The organism is Pseudomonas sp. B34(2017) (genome assembly GCF_002112915.1).
Lineage (GTDB): Bacteria > Pseudomonadota > Gammaproteobacteria > Pseudomonadales > Pseudomonadaceae > Aquipseudomonas > Aquipseudomonas pharyngis.
Map to the genome: position 1 here is coordinate 215660 of NZ_NEJA01000002.1, position 19732 is coordinate 235391.

Here is a 19732-nt window from a genome sequence, read left to right on the forward strand (position 1 = left end):
GAATCAGTAACCTTTGTTGCGGTCGATCTGACCGCTCATGGACTCGCCGCGTTCGAAGCGGCGGATGTTCTCCAGCAGGACAGCAAATGCACTTTCCGGCTGGGTCATCGCCGCGATATGCGGCGTCAGCAGAATCTGCGGATGGCCCCAGAAGGGATGATCCGCCGGCGCCGGTTCGTTCTGCACCACATCCAGCACCGCGCCGCTGAGTTGCCCGCTGTCCAGCGCTTGGAGCAAGTCTTCTTCCACCAGATGCCCACCGCGCCCCATGTTGATCAGTGCCGCGCCACGCGGCAATTGGCGAAAAAACTCACGATTGAGAATGCCACGGGTCTGCTTGGTCAGCGGCAATACGCACATCACAATATCGCACTGGCTCAGAAACGCCGGCAGTTGCTCGCGACCGGCAAAGCACTCGACGCCGGCAATCCGATGCGCACTGCGCGCCCAGCCCTTGAGGGCAAAGCCCAGGGGCTGCAAGGTGGCGAGAATCTGCTGCGCCTGAGTACCGAGGCCCATCACCCCCACCCGTCGCTGATGCGCCGGCTGCAGCAGGTGCGCCTGCCAACACCGCGCGATCTGCTGCTGGCGATAGCGCAACATGTCCCGGTGCAAAGCGAGCACGGCAAAACTGGCGTACTCGCACATGCCTTGGGTGATGCCGGGATCGAGCAGGCGCACCACCGGAAGACTCGGCGGGATACGGCTCAAATCCAGTTGATCGACGCCGGCCGACAACGCAAACAACACCTGCAGATTCGGCAGCACCGTCTGCAGATCTTCCGGCGCCTGCCACGCCGCCAGGTACTTGATGTCTGTGGGATCGCCGATGTCCGGCCAGGCGCGCCATTCGATGTCCGGGGCATGTTCGGCGAACAGTGCTTTCCACCGTTCGCCGCGCACGGGGTCAGCTTTGTAAAGCAGGGCCATGGTCAATTCCTGAGGAGGTTGAAGGTGCTCCCATCATCGCCCAACGCCAGAGCAGGATCTGTCGAAAGCAGCGTTGCGAACACTGCGCGCCACCTCATATCCGCACGCGGCCGGCAGATTCGGCGGCCTGAAGGAATCTGCCGTTTGGCAGGGTGAAAACAGTCGATCCGGATTTCTCAGGGGCCAAGTTCGGCGTAGTTCGTTCCGCACAAGTCTTAATCTTAAGACCCTGTGTAACCACCTCCTGCATTCACTCCGGGCTGCCGGACTCACGAAGGGAAATGCCATGAACAGCCAAGTCGACCAAACGCCTCATTTACTCCGTCAGCGTGATCAGTTCGTGCCACGCGGACTGGTCACCGCTCATCCACTGGTGATTGATCGCGCCCAAGGGGCTGAATTGTGGGACGTGGACGGCCAGCGTTATCTGGACTTCGTCGGCGGCATCGGGGTGCTGAACATCGGCCATAACCATCCCAAAGTGGTTGCAGCGGTGCAGGCCCAATTGCATAAGGTCTCGCACGCCTGCTTCCAGGTGGTGGCCTACAAGCCGTATCTTGATCTGGCCCAGCGTTTGTGCGAGATGATAGGTGGCGAGGAACACTACAAAACGGCGTTCTTCACCTCCGGTGCCGAAGCCGTGGAGAACGCGGTGAAAATCGCCCGCGCTCACACCAACCGCTCTGCGGTGATCTCCTTCCGCGGCGGTTTCCATGGACGCACCTTGCTCGGCACCACGCTGACCGGCATGAGCCAGCCCTACAAACAGAACTTCGGGCCATTCGCACCGGAGGTGTTTCACACCCCATATCCCAATGCCTATCGCGGCGTCACCAGTGAGATGGCGCTCAAGGCGCTGGACGAGTTGCTCGCCACTCAGATTGCGCCGGAGCGGGTTGCGGCGATCATCATTGAACCCGTGCAGGGCGACGGTGGTTTCCTTGCGGCGCCGGCACCATTCCTCCAGGCATTGCGCGAGTTGACCCACAAGCATGGCATCGTGCTGATCCTCGATGAAATCCAGACCGGATTCGGCCGCACCGGCAAGTGGTTCGGTTTCCAGCACGCCGGCATCCAGCCTGACCTGGTCACCGTCGCCAAGAGTCTGGCCGGCGGGCTGCCGTTGTCGGGCGTGGTCGGCAAAGCTGACATCATGGATTCGCCACTGCCCGGAGGCCTCGGCGGCACCTACGGCGGCAATGCACTGTCCTGCGCGGCGGCCCTGGCAGTGATCGACGCTTATGAAGAGGAGAAACTGCTCGAACGTGGCGATGCATTGGGCAAGCGCCTGCGTGAAGGTTTGCTGCAGTTGCAGCGCCGTCACCCGCAGATCGGTGACGTACGCGGCACCGGTTTCATGCTGGCCATCGAGCTGGTCAAGAACGATGAAGCACACTCCCCGGACGCCGATCTGAACCAGCGTGTGATCGATGAAGCGCGCAAAGGTGGCTTGCTGGTGATCAAGTGTGGCGTCTATCGCAACGTCCTGCGCTTCCTCGCGCCACTGGTGACGACCGAAGCGCAGATCGATGAAGCGTTGCAGATTCTGCAGGCTGCATTGGCACGGGTATTGAACTGATGTCCGCCGGGTTCAGCGGCGCGGTCGCTGGCCAGCGTCGCTGAACCTTTTTGGCGCACGGATTGATGAAACGCATCATCGGAGGCTGTGTACACCATGGGGCTGACTGATTATCGAGCACTGCTCATCGATTGCGACGAAGTCCTAGTTGACCGTGATTCGGGTGTCTGGACAGCGTTGCAGCCGTTGCTCGACAGCCGGGGCGGGCGCCCGGACAAGGAACAGGTGCTGGGCGAATTTCGCGAAGTGGTGCAGGGGCTCTATCCGCGCTTTGCCGAACTGGGCTTCAGTGGATTGCTGTGTTTTTCCCATCGCCAATTGGCCGAGCGCTGGAGCTTGAACGCCAGTTGGGAGGAGGGCATGAGTTTCGCGCGCTCTGCTGCCAACTGGTCATTGTTCGAAGACGCACCGGGAGCGATGCTGTACTTGCGCAAGTTTTATCGCCTGTTGGTGGTGGGCGACCGGGATGCCGAGGATCGCGCCGTGTTGTGCGAGCATCTGGGGATTGTGGCCGATGACTTTATTTCGCTGGCCAGCGATCCGCTGCGGGACGAGGACTGGTTGAATGCCAACGAGCTGAAGCCGGAGCACATTCTGCGGGTGACCCGACCCGCTGCCCGCGGCCCGGCACTTACCGATGTGTGTCTGATCGGTCGCGAACGGGGCAAACAGCCGACCCCATGTGCTGCGGATTATTGCATCAACAGCATGGCTGATCTGGTCGCACAGCATCAGCAGTGTTTACGGCGCTGATTTTGCTAGTAGATTGTCCTACAAATGGCAGTCAAGAGGTTCGCAATGGAAGGTTTAGTCAAACTGGACCGCATCGACATCAGTATCCTGGTTGAGTTGCAGAGGGACGGGCGCATGACCAATGTCAGCCTGGCCGATGCCGTGGGATTGTCGGCCAGCCCCTGTCTACAACGGGTCAAACGGCTGGAATCGGCCGGGTACATTTCCAGCTACAAGGCCCACCTGAACCTGGCGAAGATCACCGAATCGGTAACGGTCTTCACCGAAATCACCCTGAGTGACCACAAGCGTGAAGACTTCGCCAAGTTCGAGTCGAACATTCGGCTGGTGGATGAGGTGCTCGAGTGCCATTTGATCAGTGGTGGCTACGATTATCTGGTGCGTTTCATGACGCGCAGTATTCAGCACTATCAGGAAGTGATTGAAAGCCTGCTGGATAAAAACATCGGCATTTCCAAGTACTTCAGCTACATCGTTATCAAGTCCCCGGTGCTCAAGGACGGTGTGCCGTTGCGCAAGTTGTTGCGGCACTGAAGTTCCCTACATCCATTAGGTGCGAACCAATGGGGGACAGCTGACTGTCCCCCATTGTGTGTCAGCCACCAAAGCCCACGATGGCTTTGGTTTCCAGATATTCCTCAAAGCCGTAGACACCAAATTCACGACCATTGCCGGATCGTTTGTAGCCACCGAACGGGGCCATGGGATTCCAGGCCGGGTGGTTGAGCAGTACTTGTCCTGCGCGGATGCGTGAGGCAACGGCGCGTGCCTGATCAAGGTCGCGGGATTGAACGTGGGCGCTCAGTCCGTACACCGTGTCGTTGGCGATCGCGACAGCCTCATCGAGCGTTTCATAGGCAATGATGCACAGCACTGGCCCGAAGATTTCCTCCTGGGCAATGCGCATGCTCGAGTCGACCTCGGAAAAGACAGTCGGTCGGGCATAGAAGCCTGTTTCATGACCAGGCACGCGGCCTGGTCCGCCGCAGACGAGTTTGGCCCCTTCATTCAGGCCCGATTCGATCATGGCTTGCACGCGCTTGAACTGGGCCTCATTGGCTATCGGACCGAGTACCGTTTCTTCCGATTGTGGATCCCCCACAATGATCGCGTTCGCGGTTGCAGCGGCCAGTGCCTCGACTTCCGCCAGCCGGTCTCTGGGTACGATCATTCTGGTCGGGGCGCTGCAGGATTGCCCGACGTTGCGAAACGCCGTCATCACGCCCAGTGGCACGACGTTGGCGAAGTCGGCATCGGGCAACAGCACGTTGGGTGACTTGCCGCCCAGTTCCTGGGTGACGCGTTTCACTGTAGGGGCGGCCGCCTGGGCGACCAGCGCACCTGCGCGGTTTGAACCGGTGATCGAAATCATATCGATATCCGGGTGTGCAGCCATGGCGCCGCCGACCTCGGGGCCCGTGCCATTGACCAGATTGAAGACACCCGGTGGCAGGCCGGCGTCATGCACCAGCTGGGCGAAAAGAAGGGCGCTCAATGGTGACAGCTCGCTGGGTTTCAGCACCACTGTGCATCCGGCCGCAATCGCTGGAGCCACCTTGGCGGTGATTTGATAAAGCGGCCAGTTCCAAGGGGTGATGAGACCGCAGACACCGATGGGTTCGCGTTCAATCGCGGTGCCGCTTTCAACCGTCTGGAAGCGATAGGTGGACAGCAGATCACGGGCAATCCGAACGTGTTCGGCCGCCAAAGGCACTTGCATCGCTCGGGCAAAACCGATGGCAGCGCCCATTTCCAGAGAAAGGGCCTGCGCAAGCGACTCTTTTCGTTCAAGGATCAGGTCGTAAATCTTCCCAAGAAAACCCGCGCGCGTTTCGGCGGAAGTCGCAGACCAGTGAGGAAACGCAGCACGCGCTGCAGCGACGGCCCGATTAACGTCTGCGGCCGACCCGTTGGCAACCTCTGCAACTACGCTTTCAGTCGCTGGATTGACCACGGGCGAACTGGCAGGCGTTGCCGGCGAACACCAGCCACCATTGATATAAAACTGTTCAGACGTATGCGAATCCACGGCGTGGATATTCGAAGATTGTGTTGTCATCCAACTAGCTCCTTAGAGGACTGATGGGGGCTGTTAACCGCAGGGACGGAGGGAGGTCAGAGCAACGCCGGGGCACCGGTATATCGGGTGCCCTGTGGTTTGAATAAGCTAGCAAAAGGGCTCAGTCGAAATATGCCGTTCTTGAAGTCGGCAAGGGATAATCTGCTGTATCTCAGGGGCTGACGTTGCTTCTGTGCGATCGAGCATCAAAGCTGATAGTCAGGTATTACTCACATCGATATTTTTTCATGTCTAAACTTGCCGAATTCCGCCAGCTCGAAAAACACCTCGCCGAACAGCTCCAGGCCCTCGAAGCCCTCAAGGGCGTCTGGCTGTCATTGACGATCCCGACAGCCTCGACGTGATGCCGACGATGTCTGTCAGCAGAACTGATGCACCTGCGAGCTCCATGCTCGAATAATAAACATTTAACGATATCTGAAATTCAACAAAACATAACAGATCATGGTGGCTGTCAGGCCGACCAATATGTACTCAATACGCGGTAGGAATATGACCAACCCACCTAGAGAAAACACGATCAAGGTATTTTGTATTATGTATTTCCTTATTTTAGGTACCGCTATGAAGTAGCCATATTGCTTGCCTAAGAAAAACAAGGCCATGCCGATGATTGACGCAATCTGGAAATCGCGCATCGCAATGTCATTCAAGATCGCATGCCTGATCAAGTTTGCGAGAAGTGCCAGCCCCACAAATAGAAAAAGGTGCGAGTAGATTAAGGAGTGTCCACTCATGCTGCTTTCATTTTTGCTCAACAAGTAAAAGCTATCGAAATATATCCACCATATACTGCAGATCATGATGAATCCGGTGACTGCCGCCATCACATTATAACGATCCCATTGAATGTCAGATAACCCTCCAGAAAGGCTAATTACTGACTCGCCCAATAAGATGAGGGTGAGTAAACCTATTCGTTCAACCAAGTGTTCTGTATGTGCGGGCAATGGCTTTAGCTTACCCCAAGAAAATAAAGGGAGCAGAATATCAAGAAAAATCCCAATGTAAGCGACAAGGTAACGCATGGGTGGTTCAAAAAGAATGGATGAAAGACTAACAGCTGCACTAACTAACAGGGCAACGCCAAGCCTGGAGGAGAATTCGCTATGATGATCGAATTTATTTATGGACGAAATGTACATGATACTGATAATGGCACGTATGCCAAAATAGCAGGCAATAACAAGCGCATAGTTGACTTCCAATTCTTCCCCAATCCGTGCAGACAGCACAATGAGCAACAACATTATAAATAATGTTGCCAAGCGGTGAAGATTGCTATCTGTATCAAACCTATTTGAGTAAATCGTGTGGCTGGACCAGATCCACCATAATGGAACAAAAAGCAGTAAAAATGTCCATAATTGCTCCTGTTCAAAATGGCCGTGATGAAGATGTCCGAGAGTGTGCGTTACCTTGCCAATTGCAACAACAAAAATCAGGTCAAAAAACAACTCTAACCATGTGGCGTGTCGATTCTTTTCATAATACTTCAAGGATTTCATTCGCTGCTGGCTCCGTATCGGCGGTCTGTATATGGCCAAATGGCGAGTGCGTGGCAGCGAGCCAATTGGATCGGGCAGATGCTGCCGTTCAACAGCCGTACATGCCGCCTCGATTACGGTGGGGAACTATCAGGCGAATTGACTATCCGGCCATTTCGTCAACTCACCAACGAAAGCTCAATCATCTGACTCATTTCGGCGAACTCTGGAACCCCGTCATAGCGAAGCCCGTCAATGTAAAACGCGGGGGTGCCGTTAACGCCGCTCCGTACGCCGCCATTAAAGTCGGATTTTATTTTGGCCAGGTAAGTGCCTTCCTGCAGCGCAACATAAAGTTCTTCACTGGAGAGACCGTGTTTTAGAGCGATGGCCCGAAACAGTGGCATGCCCAATCGATCCTGATTTTCATACAGTTCGTCGTGAGCCTCCCAGAAGAGTCCTCGACTCCCTGCATATTCAGCGGTGACGGCTGCACCCATGGCGTGCGGGTGGGCGGTGGTCAGGGGAAAGTTACGGAACACGAAGAGCAAATCGTTGCGAAAACGCTGTTGGAGATTTTTGACGACCCAATACGCTAAACCGCAATAGGGACATTCATAATCGCCAAATTCCACCAAGGTGACTTTGGCATGCGCGCTTCCCTGGCGATGGTCGTTGGCACTTACCGGCACTTTGAGAGAGGCCATGTGATCACCTGTTAATTTTTGGTTGGCGTGCTTTCTGGTGCATTCGCCAGCGCATCCAGCGCATCCAGAATGCCGTCCGCCCCTGGGTTGATTGCCATTGGTGAGATGTAGCTCCAGGTGATCACTCCCTCCTTGTCAATCACGAACAGTGCCCGTTTACAAACTCCCAAATGGGAGTCGTACGCTCCATACCGTCGCGCCACAGCTCCTTTGGGCTCAAAATCGGCCAGCAGGCTGAAGTGGAAATTCCGATCTTTGGCAAAGGCCTGATGACACCAGGCGCTGTCGACTGAGATCCCCAGGAGCGTCGCACCGTATTCTCTGAATGTGGGAAGCAACTGGTTGTACAAGGTCAGTTGATCGCCACAAACCGAACTCCAATCGGCGGGATAAAACGTCAGTATCACGGGATTTCCCTTCAGCTCGCGTAGCGACAATTGCTGATCGGGAGTCGCATACAGTAAGAAGTCGGGGCTACGGTGCCGGCTGGCAGCGGCTCCTGAACCAGGTCGTCTTTCGTTTCCTCTGCATCACCAAATTCTGAAGTGTTCATTGCTTGAGCCCTGATAGATAGGAGTTTGGGGTCTACTCAGGGGGGATGCGACTTGCCCGGCGGGGATAACTCCATCCACCATTAAGGGATTTACAAGAGGCAACGCTGCCACGATCTCAGCCTGAGCCTGAGTGTTTTCGGCAGCAAGACGTTCATACTCCGCGTCCAGAAGCACGACGACGCCCGCCGTGCTTTCGCGGTATTGAATTGAGGGCCAGGTGGGGAGAGCAGCGACAGGATTCGCTCTGGCTCACCAATGACTATAGTCGCTGTTGTCGCTTGTCGTAGTCGCTAAACGCGTTTTCGGTTTCCTTGGCAAGCCCTCGCGCGCTCGCTCTGTTGCCATACACCTTCGCCGTAAACGCCTGGTCATCTCATTACTGATCGATTCGCCCTGGCGAATTCGCAGATCAAAGCGTTGCTCGATCACTCTGGTGATTCTATAGCCTCAATTGCTGATGAGTGGGTGATTTACCACTGCCGGTATTTCTGATCATGAAGTCGATGTTCTTTGCTGGTTTGGCTGAGGTGCAGGAAGGGCTGGAAGCGGACGAACGGGATGGTTTCGTCATCATCGGAAATCCCAGTGAACTGCCTTCACTTGGAACGACCCCTGGGCCCGTAAGTCTATCTGTATCTACTCATTGGTAAGGTACAGCGCAATGGATAAGACAATCACTGTCGATCAACTGGCTACCACCGACCTCAGACCAATCAACGAAATATGGCTCGGCGAAACTCATACTCAACTTTGCCTATGGCGAGGTGAACAAGTCTTTACGCACGAGATGATGAGTGAGGGCACCCACGATCAGAATATCCAGCGCCTGTGCCTGCAGCTGGTCGACCCTGACGATCAAGCCGCAGTTGCCAGCGTTGAGTTGATGGTGCGCGAACAGCTCAAAAGGATAGGGAAGGAAGGTGAGTTTTATCCGGCCGAGGATGCGGATACTCATCGATAAGAAAGAGCTTTGGCCATTCACAGGGAATCAATTCAAGGCCTGTTGAGGCTGTCCAGGTAAAGACCCAGCGCCAGTCCTTGTAAGTGCGGGCCGTGATTTATGGTGTAACCTTCAGCTATTACCCACATCGAGATTTTTTCATGTCTAAACTTGCCGAATTCCGCCAGCTCGAAAAACACCTCGCCGAACAGCTCCAGGCCCTCGAAACCCTCAAGGGTGATGCTGGCCTCAAGAAAGAAATCGAGTTCGAAACGAAGCTGCGCGACTTGCTCGCAAAATACGGCTACAGCCTTAAGGACGTGATCAACCTGCTTGATCCGCAAGCAGGTCGTCGCGCTCCAGCCGCCGGGTCCAAAGCCGGCAGTCGCAAGCCTCGCCAGTTGAAGGTCTATAAAAATCCGCACACTGGGGAAGTTGTTGAAACCAAAGGCGGCAATCATAAAACGCTGAAGGATTGGAAAGCAGAGCACGGCTCCGACACTGTGGAGTCCTGGCTGACCAAATGATTTTGGTTTGAACACAAAAGGGCCTGATTACGGCCCTTTTTTGTTTTCGATTTTTAGCTACTTGAGAGGAATTCCATAACTCTAATCAGGGTGTAAGTGAGGCGCCTTTTACTTGCACCCTGGCAAGATATGTGAACTTTAGTGATACGCGAATTTCCATTGCTTGAGAGTGGAGCCGCCTGACTTCCAGCCCGGTAATCGGCCCTCCGAACCTCAAGTCAGGAAGTAGATCGTGAAGACCTTGCCCTCCAAGACCTCCCTGCGCCGGGCCGTTACCGGCCCGATGCTTTTTCTATTTATTCTCGGCGATGTGCTCGGAGCGGGCGTTTATGCTCTTGCCGGGACAATTGCGGGGGAGGTGGGTGGCGCAATATGGATGCCGCTGCTGATCGCTCTTTTTTTCGCGATGCTTACTGCAGGTTCCTATGCCGAGTTGGTGACAAAATATCCCCACGCGGGCGCCGCTTCGGTTTTCGCCGAGAAAGCGTTCGGGTCACCGCTCATTTCTTTTCTCGTGGGTTTTTGCATGCTATCTGCAGCTGTCACGAGCGCTGCGGGTTTATCGCTGGCGTTTGCGGGTGATTACCTGGCGGCGTTCATCCATGTACCACCCCACATTTCAGCCTTACTGTTCCTTCTCGTGATCGCACTACTAAATGCCAGGGGAATCAAAGAATCCTTGGGAGCCAACCTGGTGATGACAGTCATTGAGCTGTCAGGCCTTCTTTTGGTCGTTGTTGCCGCCGCTTGGTATTTGCGTACAGGTGATGCAGATTTGGGTCGCAGCCTGGAGTTCAAGCCGGGAGTCAGCCCGGTGTTAGCCGTTTTGGGTGCGGCACTGATCGCCTTCTATTCTTTTGTAGGATTCGAAACATCCGCCAATCTTGCAGAAGAAATTCGAGACGTTCGAAAGGTTTACCCCCGCGCATTATTTGGCGCATTGCTGACCGCCGGAGTCCTCTACATGGCGGTCGGTGTAGCTGCATCTTCCGTACTGCCCATGGAAAAACTGGTTGCAACCTCTGCTCCTCTTCTTGAGGTGGTTCGGGCGTCAGGTTTGAACATCCCGCCTCGCGTCTTTGCCTTTATTGCATTGGTCGCGGTAGCCAACGGTGCACTTCTAACCATGATAATGGCCAGCCGCCTTACTTATGGCATGGCCTGCCTTGGACTTTTGCCGAATGCCTTGAGCAAGGTGCTGCCTCAACGACGCACCCCGTGGATAGCAGTGATCGCTACCACCCTCGTGGCAATCGGGCTCACGCTGACGGGGACGCTAGCCACACTCGCTGAAACGGTCGTCCTGCTCCTGCTGTTCGTATTTCTCAGTACCAATTTGTCCGTGTTGATCCTGCGCCGTGACGAGGTTGCGGAAGATCACTTTCGAGTACCTACGTGGGTTCCGTTACTGGCTATCGTCTCGTGCCTGGTACTGCTTAGTCAGCAAAGTCTGGAAACCTGGATGCGTGGAGGCGCGCTGATCCTGACAGGCATGCTGCTTTTCGCCTGTGCAAGAGTGGCACTGCCGGCGCCAGTGAAGCCTGGCTAGGCTTGTAAGCGCTTTCCCTGTCTACCGCAGCGTTAACTTGGCTACGTCATACAAGTGCCAAGGCGAGCGGTTGTATGGGTGCATTCAATGCCTTGGATCGGCGGTTGTGAGCAACACTGGAACATCATCAGAATCCGGCCTTACGCCGAGAGTTAATCAGGCTCTTGGAGCGAGCTGAACCATTCGGCATAAGGGGAATTGCTGACCAGCCGCCGGTTGAAGTCCGGGCTTCCATCAGTCCACCAGACAGGCCCCCGTTCCCCGAGGGCCACTTTGGCCATTTGTACCTTTTCCCGAGCGCGCTTCAGTTGCGACGCGTTTTGCGAACCCTTTGCGTTCTTGACCTCTCGTCGAGCGGCCATAAGCGTATCGACAAGACACTGGCGCACCTCTTCATCCAATGATGGGTTGGAACATCGCCATAGCTGGCCTTTGACAACAAAGTAGCGACCGTCTGGTGTCACTGGATGCATTCCCGTCTCCGACCGTTCAAAGAGCACTTCTCCAAAAAATCAGCAAGGACGGCTATCTCGGTTTTCGGGCAGGAAGGCGATTGGCTTGTTTGACTCCAAGCAGTATTCCCAGTACTAGCGCGGCGCCTGCCGCCAGGAGTATTGGATACGGATGTTTACCTGATATCCGGACGCCCTCGACTCCGAGTTGATCGCTTGCCGGAGCAGGTCGATGTCGTGATGACGATGGAGTAAGAAGGCTTGGACTGGCAGTGGGGTCGGCATCTGCCCTGTACGGCATTTCGTTCAAGGGCAAACGCGCACCGTCCGCGAGAGTCAGGGTGAGGTCTTCGACAGTGCCGGCGAGTCGATCGGGAAACACCGGCTCACCCGTGGGATCAAGCTCATCGTAATAAAACTGCTTTCCTTCCAGCCAACCTATGGCCGTCATCAATTCCGGGCCAAGGTAATATTTTCCGTCGAGGAAGAAACCCGGGAAATGTCGCGTGCGTTCGAGACTGTCTATGGTGTAGCGCTCGCCTGCCTTCATACCGGTTGCTGGGTCGATCATGATGAAATCCTCAGATTCGCTGGTGTTGCGATAGAGGACGGGGCCTGGCGCAACGTTCCATCGAGATTACCGAAAGGCTGTTCTTCGTCAGACCTTTTGAACCTAATTCGAAAACTGTTGCTCAACCGGGAAATGTTTGGGGTGGGTGAAATGAATGCTTTCAAGAATCAACTGACGCTTGAGCAGGAATCCAAATTGAAAGCCCTGGATGCCTGGCATCGTGCGCTGGAGAATCGAGCGCTACGCATGGAGTGTCCCGATGCCTATCACGAGGAGCTATTGCGCCAGTCTGATGAGATGCATCGGTTGGGTATGTTGACCGATACCGAATGGCGTGACCTGCGAAGGGGGGCAGATGCAGCCTATCTGCGTGCCGTCGCCGGCGAGGATTATCACTGAGGGCATTCAGCTCATGTCTATTGCCGACGACACTGTTCACTACCTGCGCGCCAATGGTTTGGTGCTCACCACAGCGGAGTCGTGTACCGCCGGTAAAATTGTGACGCTGTTATCCGAGGTCGAGGGTAGTGGCGAGTTTATCGAGTGCGGGTACGTGGTGTATTCGCCTCAGGCGAAACAACGCCTCCTGCATGTCAAACCGCAGACCATCGAAACGTTCAACCTCACCAGCGTGGAAGTCGCGCGTGAAATGGCAATGGGCGCATTGCGCGACAGTACCGCCAACGTTGCCGTTGCTACAACGGGCATTCTCGGCCCGGACGATGTAGACGGTATCCCGGCTGGCACGATCTGCTTTGCTTGGGCATATCAGATAGCTGATGAGTGTCACGTGTTCAGTCACCAGCATCGCTTCTGCGGCGGACGCTGTGAAGTGCAGAAATACGCCACCGAGTATGCGTTGCAGTATTTAACGCGTTTCCATCAGCGAGTTCTGCAAGGTGAGAATGGTGAGCCCGATGAGCGATGAGCGAGACCATCCCCACTTGCGCAGCCGGAATTATCCAATACGCGAGGACATGGCCTATCAGCTGAAAGTCTGGCGTTTCGAGCGTGTTGGCTGGTACGTGTTGGTGTTAGTGGTGGTACTGGGGCTGGTCGGGGTGTTTTCCAGAGGTTTGGTCAGCTCCCGAGATGTGCGCAGCGACGACGGCAAGATCAGGGTGGAATATGAAATGTTCCATCGCAATGGATCCACCAACCCCATGAAAATCACTGTAACCGCGAAGCCCGACTCGGCGGTGGAACTGGAGTTGGCAGGTCAGTTGCTTGAAGGGTTCAGTATCGAAACGCTGCAACCTGAACCTTTGCGCTCAAGAAGCTCTTCACAGGGCATCAGGTTCTGGCTGCACACCGATCTCAACGGTCTGGCGACGCTGTACATCACCCTGCGTGGAGATGGCCTCGGCCTTTTCCGAAGTCAAATCGCTTCTCCAGGCACCAGCGGCGTAAGGCTGGAACAGTTCGTTTTTCCCTAGGTGATTTATGGATTCGGTACTACGTGCGGGTGCGATGTATCTGGCGCTTATGGTGCTTTTCAAAATCGCTGGGCGGCGCTCCTTGGCGGAGCTGACCACATTCGATTTCGTTCTGTTGTTGATGATTGGTGAGGCGACTCAGCAAGCGCTGCTGGGCGATGATTTTTCACTGACCAACTCGATGATTGTCATCGTTACCCTCGTCGCCATTGATGTTGGCTTGTCCCTGCTCAAGCAGCGCTCGGGGTGGATCTCGCGACTGATCGATGGTGAGCCGACCATCATCGTCGAGAACGGAAAACTTCTCCACGAACGCCTCCGTCGAGCGCGATTACTGGAAGCGGACGTAATGGAGGCAGCACGTTCCAGCCAGGGCATTGAGAAGCTTGAAGAGATCAAGTTCGCCATCCTTGAGCGCAACGGCAAGATCTCCGTTATTGCCCAGGAAGACTGAGTCGCGGGTTTCGAACAGCCAAGCAGCACCCGTTGGTCGACAGGGCAGAAGGTTTTTGAAATTAACTCCGGCGCATTTGCTTCAGATGAATGTGGGTTGGCATTCGGTCTATTGCCGAGTGAACGGCAGCCCTGATTCACCTGAGGAGAATGTCATGTTCCTACATAACAAACGACTTCAATACACCGTGCGCGTTGCCCAGCCCAATCCGGGGTTGGCCAATCTACTACTGGAACAATTCGGGGGAGCCCAAGGGGAACTCGCTGCAGCTTCACGCTATTTCACACAGGCGTTGGCCGAAGATGATCCAGGCAGAAAGGATCTCCTTATGGATATTGCCACCGAGGAGCTCAGCCACCTTGAGATCGTCGGGTCGATTATCGTGATGTTGAACAAGGGCGCCAAAGGGCAAATGGCCGAAGGTGTCGAGGAAGAGGGCGAGTTGTATCGCGCCATCAACGGGGCCGGCAACGATTCCCACATCACAAGTTTGTTGTACGGCGCCGGTGCTCCCTTGACCAACTCGGCAGGCGTTCCCTGGTCGGCGGCTTACGTCGATACCATCGGCGAACCGACTGCAGACATGCGCTCCAATATCGCCGCTGAGGCCAGGGCGAAGATCGTCTACGAGCGTTTGATGAATGTCACAGATGATCCGGGTGTAAAGGAAGCCCTCGGATTTTTGATGACCCGTGAAATCGCCCATCAACTGTCTTTCGAAAAAGCACTGCACGCCATCCAGCCTAATTTCCCTCAGGGCAAACTGCCGGGTATGCCTGAATTCACCAACGTTTACTTCAACATGTCTCAGGGCGAAGGCAGCACCCGCGGGCCGTGGAACGAAGGGGAGGACTGGGAGTTCGTAGAGAATCCAGCGCCGGCGGTGGATGGAGGCGAGGGCACCGCGACTGTGCAATTGAGCGCCGAGGATGAAGCGTTGCTCATGGACATGAAAGCCAGGACGATGTCCGACCCAGACAGCAATCCGATCACGGGTGCGGACCTGGGGGCGGGTGTGCAAGGCGAACCACAACCTTAACGACGCGACCGCACGCCGAAGGGCGTGCGGTTTTTCCAACTCAAGAAAACAGGAGGGTGCGATGTCCGAGCCGTTGACCTCATCTGGCGCAACACTTCGCTCACGGTTTGTTCGACTCTCAAAATCCGGATGGGGCGGGCTAGCCTTCTGGTCAATTCTGATTGGCGTGACGCTTTGCTTGCTGATCAGCGGGTACGGCGCCTTCGTCGGCGCCAACAAACAAAATCTGCACTTTGCATTTCTCGGCGGCATGTCAGGCTTCGCTGCCACGGCCATAGGTGCGGTGGCAGCGATTGCGTTACGCGATATCGCCGCCAGAACGCAGGACATCATGCTCGGCTTCGCCGCCGGAATGATGCTGGCCGCCAGTTCGTTTTCGCTCATTCTTCCGGGCATCGAAGCCGCCCAGGCGCTGTACGGTAACCAGTTGCTCGCAGCCTGTGTCGTCGTCGCAGGATTGGGACTGGGGGTAGCGCTGATGGTCGGTCTGGATCGATTCGTTCCTCACGAACATGAGAAAAGCGGTCGCCGTGGGCCCGAGGCGCAGCGCATCAATCGCGTATGGCTGTTTGTTCTGGCAATCACGCTGCATAACTTGCCGGAGGGGATGGCCATTGGAGTGAGCTTTGCCAATGGCGATATGAAGGTGGGATTGCCGCTAACCACTGCCATCGCCATTCAAGACATTCCCGAAGGCCTGGCGGTGGCGCTTGCGTTACGCGTGACCGGGATTTCAGCGCTTCGCGCTGCGCTTATTGCGGTGGGCTCAGGGTTGATGGAACCCATTGGCGCGATCATCGGCTTGGGGATTTCGAGCAGCTTCGCATTGGGATATCCCATAGCGCTTGGTCTGGCGGCGGGCGCGATGATTTTTGTGGTGTCCCATGAGGTCATTCCCGAGACCCATCGCAACGGTCATGAGACACCTGCGACCTTGGGGTTGATGCTCGGTTTCGGGGTGATGATGTTTCTCGACACGGCTTTGGGTTGACCTTTACCTCCCATCCATCATTTCAAAGATTTTCTGAACACCACTTCTTTGAGGTGAGTCAGTTTCCATGCAAGGCCAGTTTTACTTGCAGGCTGACTCCATGCGAACGCCCCACCCGGCGACGCCTTACCGACCAAAAGGAAGTTTGAAAATGGCGAGAAAAACTGTCGAAGATTTGTTTATCCATGAGCTGTCCGATGTTTACAGCGCGGAAAAGCAAATTACCAAAGCACTGCCACGCCTGGCGAAGGCTGCGACCAACCCGTTGTTGGCGGAGGCCTTCACCTCTCACTTGGAAGAAACCCATGGGCAGATTGAACGCATTGATCAGCTCGTGGAACTGACCGGGATAAAACTCAAGCGCATGAAATGCGTCGCCATGGAAGGCTTGGTTGAAGAGTCGAAGGAGCTGCTGGAAGAAATCGACAAAGGCGCCGTGCTCGATGCCGCGTTGATTGGCGCAGCGCAAAAAGTGGAGCACTACGAAATTGCCGCCTATGGCACCTTGATAGCGATGGCTAAGCATCTAAAACTTGACGACGCAGCCTCGCTATTGGCTGCCACGCTCGTTGAGGAAAAGGGTGCCGACGAGAAACTGAGCAAGATTGCCGAGCAAGGTGGTAATCAAGCCGCGACTCTGGAAAAGAAAGGATGAACAGGGCGCATTGAGATCTGACCTTTGGTGACGGTGGCAACATCGTCACCTTTTTTCATTGGTAATCAGTCTCGCCATTGACCCAGGAACTCGATTATTTCTCTCGCAAGCTCGTCCGGCACTTCCTCCGCCATGTGATGCCCACAGTCAACTCCACGACCATTTTGTTGTGTTGTCCATGGTTCCCACACGGCTAAAACATCGCCGTACAGAAGTTCCAGATCATCACGTAGCGACCATAAAATCATGGTCGGGCACTCAACCTTGCGGCTCTCTCGGCGATCGACTTCATCGTGAGTACGGTCGATTCCGAGGCCTGCTCGATAATCTTCGACCATGCCATGAACGGTCGCCGGGTCATGGATGGCTGCTTGATAGTCCCTGTAAGCGTCTGCACCCATCGCCTCGGCGGTGCCGCCGTACCATCGATCAGGGTCAGCCAGGATTGCCTGTTCCGGTATGTCAGGTTGACCGAAGAAGAACCAATGCCACCATTTTGTCGCGAACTGAGCGTTGCAGCGTTCGAGAGCTTCCAGAATCGGTACGCCGTCCAATATGCCGAGATGAGTAACGACTTCGGGATGATCCATTGCCATGCGAAAGGCGGTGTAACTACCTCGATCATGACCAATCACGGCAAACCGCTGATAACCCAGATGGCGCATCAGGGCGATGCAATCCCGTGCCTTGGCGCGTTTCGAGGAACCTGCATGATCGGGTGTATCCTCAGGCTTTGATGACTGCCCAAAGCCTCTAAGGTCTGGGCAGACAACGTAATGTTTTTTTGCCAGGAGTGGAGCAACGCGATGCCAGGTCGCATGAGTTCTAGGATGCCCATGGAGTAACAAAACGGGCGAGCCGCTCCCACCATGCCTGACTCTGAGGGTCGCCTCTGGAAGTTTCACGGTATCGAGAGAAAAGCCATCGAACATCTCAATGTCCTTGGCGGTGTCCACCGCTCTTCGATTAACAATGACCCCCACCAGCTGATTCAGGGTCAATAATTAGGCGTCGCGCATGAGTAAGGGTTCCTTTTCCGTGCCTCGCTCAGCTGGATCATTCGTGATAGCGCCGGGTCTAAAAAGCATCGAAGCTTTTATGAAGGACGCCGCTGCAGTGCTGCTCTGAACCACCTGCTAACTCCCACCTACACTGCCTCTCAATTACGTGCAGCAAGGAGAAATCATGACAACGCACAGGCTGACAACGAAGGGCTTGCAGTTGAACGTGTCGATCTGCGGTCAAGGCTCTCCGCTGCTTTTGCTCAATGGTTTGGGTGGTTTGATTCGTACCTTCGATCCGCTGCGCAATGAACTTGACGACTTCATGACCATCACGCTGGACGTGCCCGGAGTCGGCAAGTCGCAAATGCCCCGTTGGCCCTTTCGCCTGCCACGCCATGCCGACGTGATTGCCGGGATGCTTGAGCAATTGGGGATCGACCAGGTCGATGTGTTCGGTGTGAGTTGGGGAGGTGCATTGGCTCAGGAGTTCGCTCTTCGTTACCCGAGCAGGGTACGCAGGTTGATCCTCGCGGCGACCTCTCCCGGCCCATTGCTGTTGATGAAGCCTGCAGACGTTATGGATTTTGTCCGCAAGAGCAAAAACACCAAAACGCACCAGCAAGAACGATCCGGCCATTCAGTTCAGACGCTGCTGCGGTTCGGTGTAATGAAGGGCATGCTCTCTGTTAATCCGCGAACCTACTATTTCCAGCTCGCAGCCTTGATCGGATGGACAAGCCTGCTTCGCTTGTCCCGACTGCTTCAACGCACGCTGATTCTTGCCGGCGACCGCGATCCGTTAATACAGGCGTACAACGGCCATGTCCTGCGCCGCACAATTGGACGTTCAGAACTTCGCCTTCTGAAAGGTGAGGGACATTTCTTTGTGGTGACCAGCGCTGGACGAACTGCCGTCCTGGTCCGCGAATTTCTTTGCCGCCATTACGACGATGAAGAGAAGGCACCGAGGATCGCGAACTGAAACACCAAGGCTGGCCTGGAGCGCACACGCTCGTCTCATCAATAGTCGCTCTGTACCTGATAAAGAAAAGGGGAGACCCGCTACACGCTGATGCTGAAGCAGCGTCTCACGCGTGCTCCTCAAGCCTGCGCACATCACCCAACGAATCACGTTGCATCGACTGCAAGTTCTTTTCAATGGTTTCGCACAGTGCTTCCATTTGAATCTGGTGTTCGCTGTGGCGAAACGGGCTTTGCAGATCGGTGCCGATGCGTTCGATGGCCAGCAGCATGAATCCCACCACGGTCGACGCCAGCGGCGTGAACCAGCCCAGGGATTCGACCAGTCCCACCGGTACGATCAGGCAGAACAGCGAAATAAACAGCCGCGGAAAATAGACGTAAGGGTAGGGCAGCGGGGTATTGGCGATCCGCTCCATGCCGCCCTGACTGTTGGACAGGTCGACCAGCGTCGACTCAAGCCGCGCCAGGCGAATACTGTCCAGATGCCCGGCCTTGTATTCCTTGGCGAGCAAAGTCGCGGAGCCGGTGAGGATATCGTTGGCAAAGTTATTGGTCGTGCCACTGCGGGCGAACTCTTCGGCGGGAATAAACGCCCGCACCTCGTCGGGACAAGGCTGGCCTTGCAGATGCGCGGCGAGGCAGTTCACATACGCGACGTGGCGGCGCAGCAGAGTGGATTTGACCGGATTCACCTCGCCGCCGGCATCGTCCAGCAGCGTCAGCACCTGCCGGGCGAAGCTGCGGGAGTTGTTGATCATCGCCCCCCACAACGTCCGCGCTTCCCACCAGCGGTTGTAGGCGCTGCTGTTGCGAAAACTGATCAATACGATCAACGCCGAACCGAGCAAGGTCAGCGGCATCAGCGGCAGGTTCAGCTTGGCGTTGAGGAACAGCATGAAGTCGACGGTGACGGCGATGTCCCACAGCAGCAACCAGAACAGAGACCAGCCCACGTAGCCCAGGGTCTTGATGATCAGGCGGTATTTTTTGACGATGGCAGCTTTCAAACGGAAACCTCGTGGCGAGCAGTTTGCTTAAAC

The 19732-nt window shown here is 55.6% G+C and carries 23 protein-coding genes and 2 pseudogenes; 15 read left to right on the top strand and 10 right to left on the bottom strand.

What is annotated here, in order from left to right; genetic code table 11:
- Positions 1-3: 3 nt before the first annotated feature.
- Positions 4-930, bottom strand: a complete 927-nt coding sequence (locus tag CAF80_RS06535; RefSeq protein ID WP_074690553.1) for a glyoxylate/hydroxypyruvate reductase A — start codon at positions 928-930, stop codon at positions 4-6.
- A gap of 286 nt (positions 931-1216) precedes the next feature.
- Between CAF80_RS06535 and gabT the strand changes: the two genes are divergently transcribed.
- From gabT to CAF80_RS06550, 3 genes are all read left to right on the top strand, one after another.
- Entirely contained in the window at positions 1217-2509 is a 1293-nt protein-coding gene (gene gabT / locus CAF80_RS06540; RefSeq protein ID WP_074690554.1) for a 4-aminobutyrate--2-oxoglutarate transaminase, read from the top strand.
- Positions 2510-2605: 96 nt separating this feature from the next.
- Positions 2606-3262 (top strand): 2-haloalkanoic acid dehalogenase, encoded by a 657-nt coding sequence (locus CAF80_RS06545; RefSeq protein ID WP_085667021.1) that lies wholly within the window; start codon positions 2606-2608, stop codon positions 3260-3262.
- Positions 3263-3307: 45 nt separating this feature from the next.
- Positions 3308-3796 carry an Lrp/AsnC family transcriptional regulator gene (locus tag CAF80_RS06550; RefSeq protein ID WP_039768527.1) on the top strand — a complete coding sequence of 163 codons (489 nt, stop codon included), beginning with the start codon at positions 3308-3310 and terminating at the stop codon, positions 3794-3796.
- Between the two features lie 61 nt (positions 3797-3857).
- Here the strand turns inward: CAF80_RS06550 and CAF80_RS06555 are convergent, their stop codons facing one another.
- Complete coding sequence (locus tag CAF80_RS06555; protein ID WP_074690555.1) at positions 3858-5321, bottom strand: aldehyde dehydrogenase family protein; 1464 nt, start codon at positions 5319-5321, stop codon at positions 3858-3860.
- Positions 5322-5569: 248 nt separating this feature from the next.
- On the opposite strand from CAF80_RS06555, the pseudogene CAF80_RS28505 reads away from it, so the two are divergent.
- A pseudogene (locus tag CAF80_RS28505) lies at positions 5570-5647 on the top strand (transcriptional regulator); the annotation flags it as partial.
- Positions 5648-5749: 102 nt separating this feature from the next.
- Here CAF80_RS28505 and CAF80_RS06560 read toward each other — a convergent pair.
- From CAF80_RS06560 to CAF80_RS29035, 4 genes and pseudogenes are all read right to left on the bottom strand, one after another.
- A complete protein-coding gene (locus CAF80_RS06560) occupies positions 5750-6850 on the bottom strand; it encodes a low temperature requirement protein A (RefSeq protein WP_074690556.1) in 1101 nt (366 codons plus the stop codon).
- A gap of 158 nt (positions 6851-7008) precedes the next feature.
- Entirely contained in the window at positions 7009-7536 is a 528-nt protein-coding gene (locus tag CAF80_RS06565; protein ID WP_074690557.1) for a DsbA family protein, read from the bottom strand.
- A gap of 11 nt (positions 7537-7547) precedes the next feature.
- Positions 7548-7973 carry a redoxin domain-containing protein gene (locus CAF80_RS06570; protein ID WP_254778423.1) on the bottom strand — a complete coding sequence of 142 codons (426 nt, stop codon included), beginning with the start codon at positions 7971-7973 and terminating at the stop codon, positions 7548-7550.
- A 148-nt stretch (positions 7974-8121) separates the two neighbouring features.
- Positions 8122-8403: pseudogene (locus CAF80_RS29035) on the bottom strand (TolC family protein); the annotation flags it as partial.
- Between the two features lie 348 nt (positions 8404-8751).
- On the opposite strand from CAF80_RS29035, the gene CAF80_RS06575 reads away from it, so the two are divergent.
- From CAF80_RS06575 to CAF80_RS06585, 3 genes are all read left to right on the top strand, one after another.
- On the top strand, positions 8752-9051 hold the full coding sequence (locus CAF80_RS06575; protein ID WP_074690559.1) for a hypothetical protein: 300 nt from the start codon (positions 8752-8754) through the stop codon (positions 9049-9051).
- Between the two features lie 140 nt (positions 9052-9191).
- Complete coding sequence (locus tag CAF80_RS06580; RefSeq protein WP_039768520.1) at positions 9192-9557, top strand: histone-like nucleoid-structuring protein, MvaT/MvaU family; 366 nt, start codon at positions 9192-9194, stop codon at positions 9555-9557.
- 232 nt (positions 9558-9789) lie between these two features.
- Entirely contained in the window at positions 9790-11106 is a 1317-nt protein-coding gene (locus CAF80_RS06585; protein WP_371855417.1) for an APC family permease, read from the top strand.
- A 152-nt stretch (positions 11107-11258) separates the two neighbouring features.
- Here the strand turns inward: CAF80_RS06585 and CAF80_RS29040 are convergent, their stop codons facing one another.
- Positions 11259-11579 (bottom strand): hypothetical protein, encoded by a 321-nt coding sequence (locus tag CAF80_RS29040; protein ID WP_074690560.1) that lies wholly within the window; start codon positions 11577-11579, stop codon positions 11259-11261.
- A gap of 52 nt (positions 11580-11631) precedes the next feature.
- Positions 11632-12129: a short chain dehydrogenase gene (locus CAF80_RS06595; protein WP_074690561.1), complete on the bottom strand. Its 498-nt coding sequence runs from the start codon at positions 12127-12129 to the stop codon at positions 11632-11634.
- A gap of 150 nt (positions 12130-12279) precedes the next feature.
- On the opposite strand from CAF80_RS06595, the gene CAF80_RS06600 reads away from it, so the two are divergent.
- The 7 genes from CAF80_RS06600 (at position 12280) to CAF80_RS06630 (ending at position 16704) form a co-directional block, all read left to right on the top strand.
- Complete coding sequence (locus CAF80_RS06600; protein ID WP_170844925.1) at positions 12280-12528, top strand: hypothetical protein; 249 nt, start codon at positions 12280-12282, stop codon at positions 12526-12528.
- A 13-nt stretch (positions 12529-12541) separates the two neighbouring features.
- Positions 12542-13057, top strand: coding sequence for a CinA family protein (locus tag CAF80_RS06605; protein WP_074690563.1), 516 nt, complete (start codon positions 12542-12544; stop codon positions 13055-13057).
- Entirely contained in the window at positions 13047-13565 is a 519-nt protein-coding gene (locus CAF80_RS06610; RefSeq protein ID WP_039768515.1) for a hypothetical protein, read from the top strand. Before CAF80_RS06605 ends, CAF80_RS06610 begins: the two co-directional genes overlap by 11 nt.
- A 7-nt stretch (positions 13566-13572) precedes the next feature.
- Positions 13573-14019: a DUF421 domain-containing protein gene (locus CAF80_RS06615; RefSeq protein WP_039768514.1), complete on the top strand. Its 447-nt coding sequence runs from the start codon at positions 13573-13575 to the stop codon at positions 14017-14019.
- Positions 14020-14173: 154 nt separating this feature from the next.
- On the top strand, positions 14174-15058 hold the full coding sequence (locus CAF80_RS06620) for a manganese catalase family protein (RefSeq protein ID WP_064596678.1): 885 nt from the start codon (positions 14174-14176) through the stop codon (positions 15056-15058).
- 61 nt (positions 15059-15119) lie between these two features.
- The gene (locus CAF80_RS06625) at positions 15120-16049 is read left to right on the top strand and encodes a ZIP family metal transporter (protein ID WP_085667022.1); all 930 of its coding nucleotides are present in this window, start codon (positions 15120-15122) and stop codon (positions 16047-16049) included.
- 151 nt (positions 16050-16200) lie between these two features.
- Positions 16201-16704 (top strand): ferritin-like domain-containing protein, encoded by a 504-nt coding sequence (locus tag CAF80_RS06630; protein ID WP_039768511.1) that lies wholly within the window; start codon positions 16201-16203, stop codon positions 16702-16704.
- Positions 16705-16769: 65 nt separating this feature from the next.
- Here the strand turns inward: CAF80_RS06630 and CAF80_RS06635 are convergent, their stop codons facing one another.
- Positions 16770-17660, bottom strand: coding sequence for an alpha/beta fold hydrolase (locus CAF80_RS06635; RefSeq protein ID WP_239065509.1), 891 nt, complete (start codon positions 17658-17660; stop codon positions 16770-16772).
- Positions 17661-17889: 229 nt separating this feature from the next.
- Here CAF80_RS06635 and CAF80_RS06640 point away from each other — a divergent pair, with 229 nt between their 5' ends.
- A complete protein-coding gene (locus tag CAF80_RS06640) occupies positions 17890-18690 on the top strand; it encodes an alpha/beta fold hydrolase (RefSeq protein WP_085667023.1) in 801 nt (266 codons plus the stop codon).
- Positions 18691-18796: 106 nt separating this feature from the next.
- Here CAF80_RS06640 and CAF80_RS06645 read toward each other — a convergent pair whose 3' ends face one another.
- Complete coding sequence (locus CAF80_RS06645) at positions 18797-19699, bottom strand: bestrophin family protein (RefSeq protein WP_039768508.1); 903 nt, start codon at positions 19697-19699, stop codon at positions 18797-18799.
- Positions 19700-19732: the final 33 nt, after the last annotated feature.

Excerpts from the sequence above, each read along its gene's own strand:
- CAF80_RS06535 (WP_074690553.1), bottom strand. The coding sequence starts at position 930 with ATGGCCCTGCTTTACAAAGCTGACCCCGTGCGCGGCGAACGGTGGAAA.
- gabT (WP_074690554.1), top strand. The coding sequence starts at position 1,217 with ATGAACAGCCAAGTCGACCAAACGCCTCATTTACTCCGTCAGCGTGAT.
- CAF80_RS06545 (WP_085667021.1), top strand. The coding sequence starts at position 2,606 with ATGGGGCTGACTGATTATCGAGCACTGCTCATCGATTGCGACGAAGTC.
- CAF80_RS06550 (WP_039768527.1), top strand. The coding sequence starts at position 3,308 with ATGGAAGGTTTAGTCAAACTGGACCGCATCGACATCAGTATCCTGGTT.
- CAF80_RS06555 (WP_074690555.1), bottom strand. The coding sequence starts at position 5,321 with ATGACAACACAATCTTCGAATATCCACGCCGTGGATTCGCATACGTCT.
- CAF80_RS06560 (WP_074690556.1), bottom strand. The coding sequence starts at position 6,850 with ATGAAATCCTTGAAGTATTATGAAAAGAATCGACACGCCACATGGTTA.
- CAF80_RS06565 (WP_074690557.1), bottom strand. The coding sequence starts at position 7,536 with ATGGCCTCTCTCAAAGTGCCGGTAAGTGCCAACGACCATCGCCAGGGA.
- CAF80_RS06575 (WP_074690559.1), top strand. The coding sequence starts at position 8,752 with ATGGATAAGACAATCACTGTCGATCAACTGGCTACCACCGACCTCAGA.
- CAF80_RS06580 (WP_039768520.1), top strand. The coding sequence starts at position 9,192 with ATGTCTAAACTTGCCGAATTCCGCCAGCTCGAAAAACACCTCGCCGAA.
- CAF80_RS29040 (WP_074690560.1), bottom strand. The coding sequence starts at position 11,579 with ATGCATCCAGTGACACCAGACGGTCGCTACTTTGTTGTCAAAGGCCAG.
- CAF80_RS06595 (WP_074690561.1), bottom strand. The coding sequence starts at position 12,129 with ATGATCGACCCAGCAACCGGTATGAAGGCAGGCGAGCGCTACACCATA.
- CAF80_RS06600 (WP_170844925.1), top strand. The coding sequence starts at position 12,280 with ATGAATGCTTTCAAGAATCAACTGACGCTTGAGCAGGAATCCAAATTG.
- CAF80_RS06605 (WP_074690563.1), top strand. The coding sequence starts at position 12,542 with ATGTCTATTGCCGACGACACTGTTCACTACCTGCGCGCCAATGGTTTG.
- CAF80_RS06610 (WP_039768515.1), top strand. The coding sequence starts at position 13,047 with ATGAGCGATGAGCGAGACCATCCCCACTTGCGCAGCCGGAATTATCCA.
- CAF80_RS06615 (WP_039768514.1), top strand. The coding sequence starts at position 13,573 with ATGGATTCGGTACTACGTGCGGGTGCGATGTATCTGGCGCTTATGGTG.
- CAF80_RS06620 (WP_064596678.1), top strand. The coding sequence starts at position 14,174 with ATGTTCCTACATAACAAACGACTTCAATACACCGTGCGCGTTGCCCAG.
- CAF80_RS06625 (WP_085667022.1), top strand. The coding sequence starts at position 15,120 with ATGTCCGAGCCGTTGACCTCATCTGGCGCAACACTTCGCTCACGGTTT.
- CAF80_RS06630 (WP_039768511.1), top strand. The coding sequence starts at position 16,201 with ATGGCGAGAAAAACTGTCGAAGATTTGTTTATCCATGAGCTGTCCGAT.
- CAF80_RS06640 (WP_085667023.1), top strand. The coding sequence starts at position 17,890 with ATGACAACGCACAGGCTGACAACGAAGGGCTTGCAGTTGAACGTGTCG.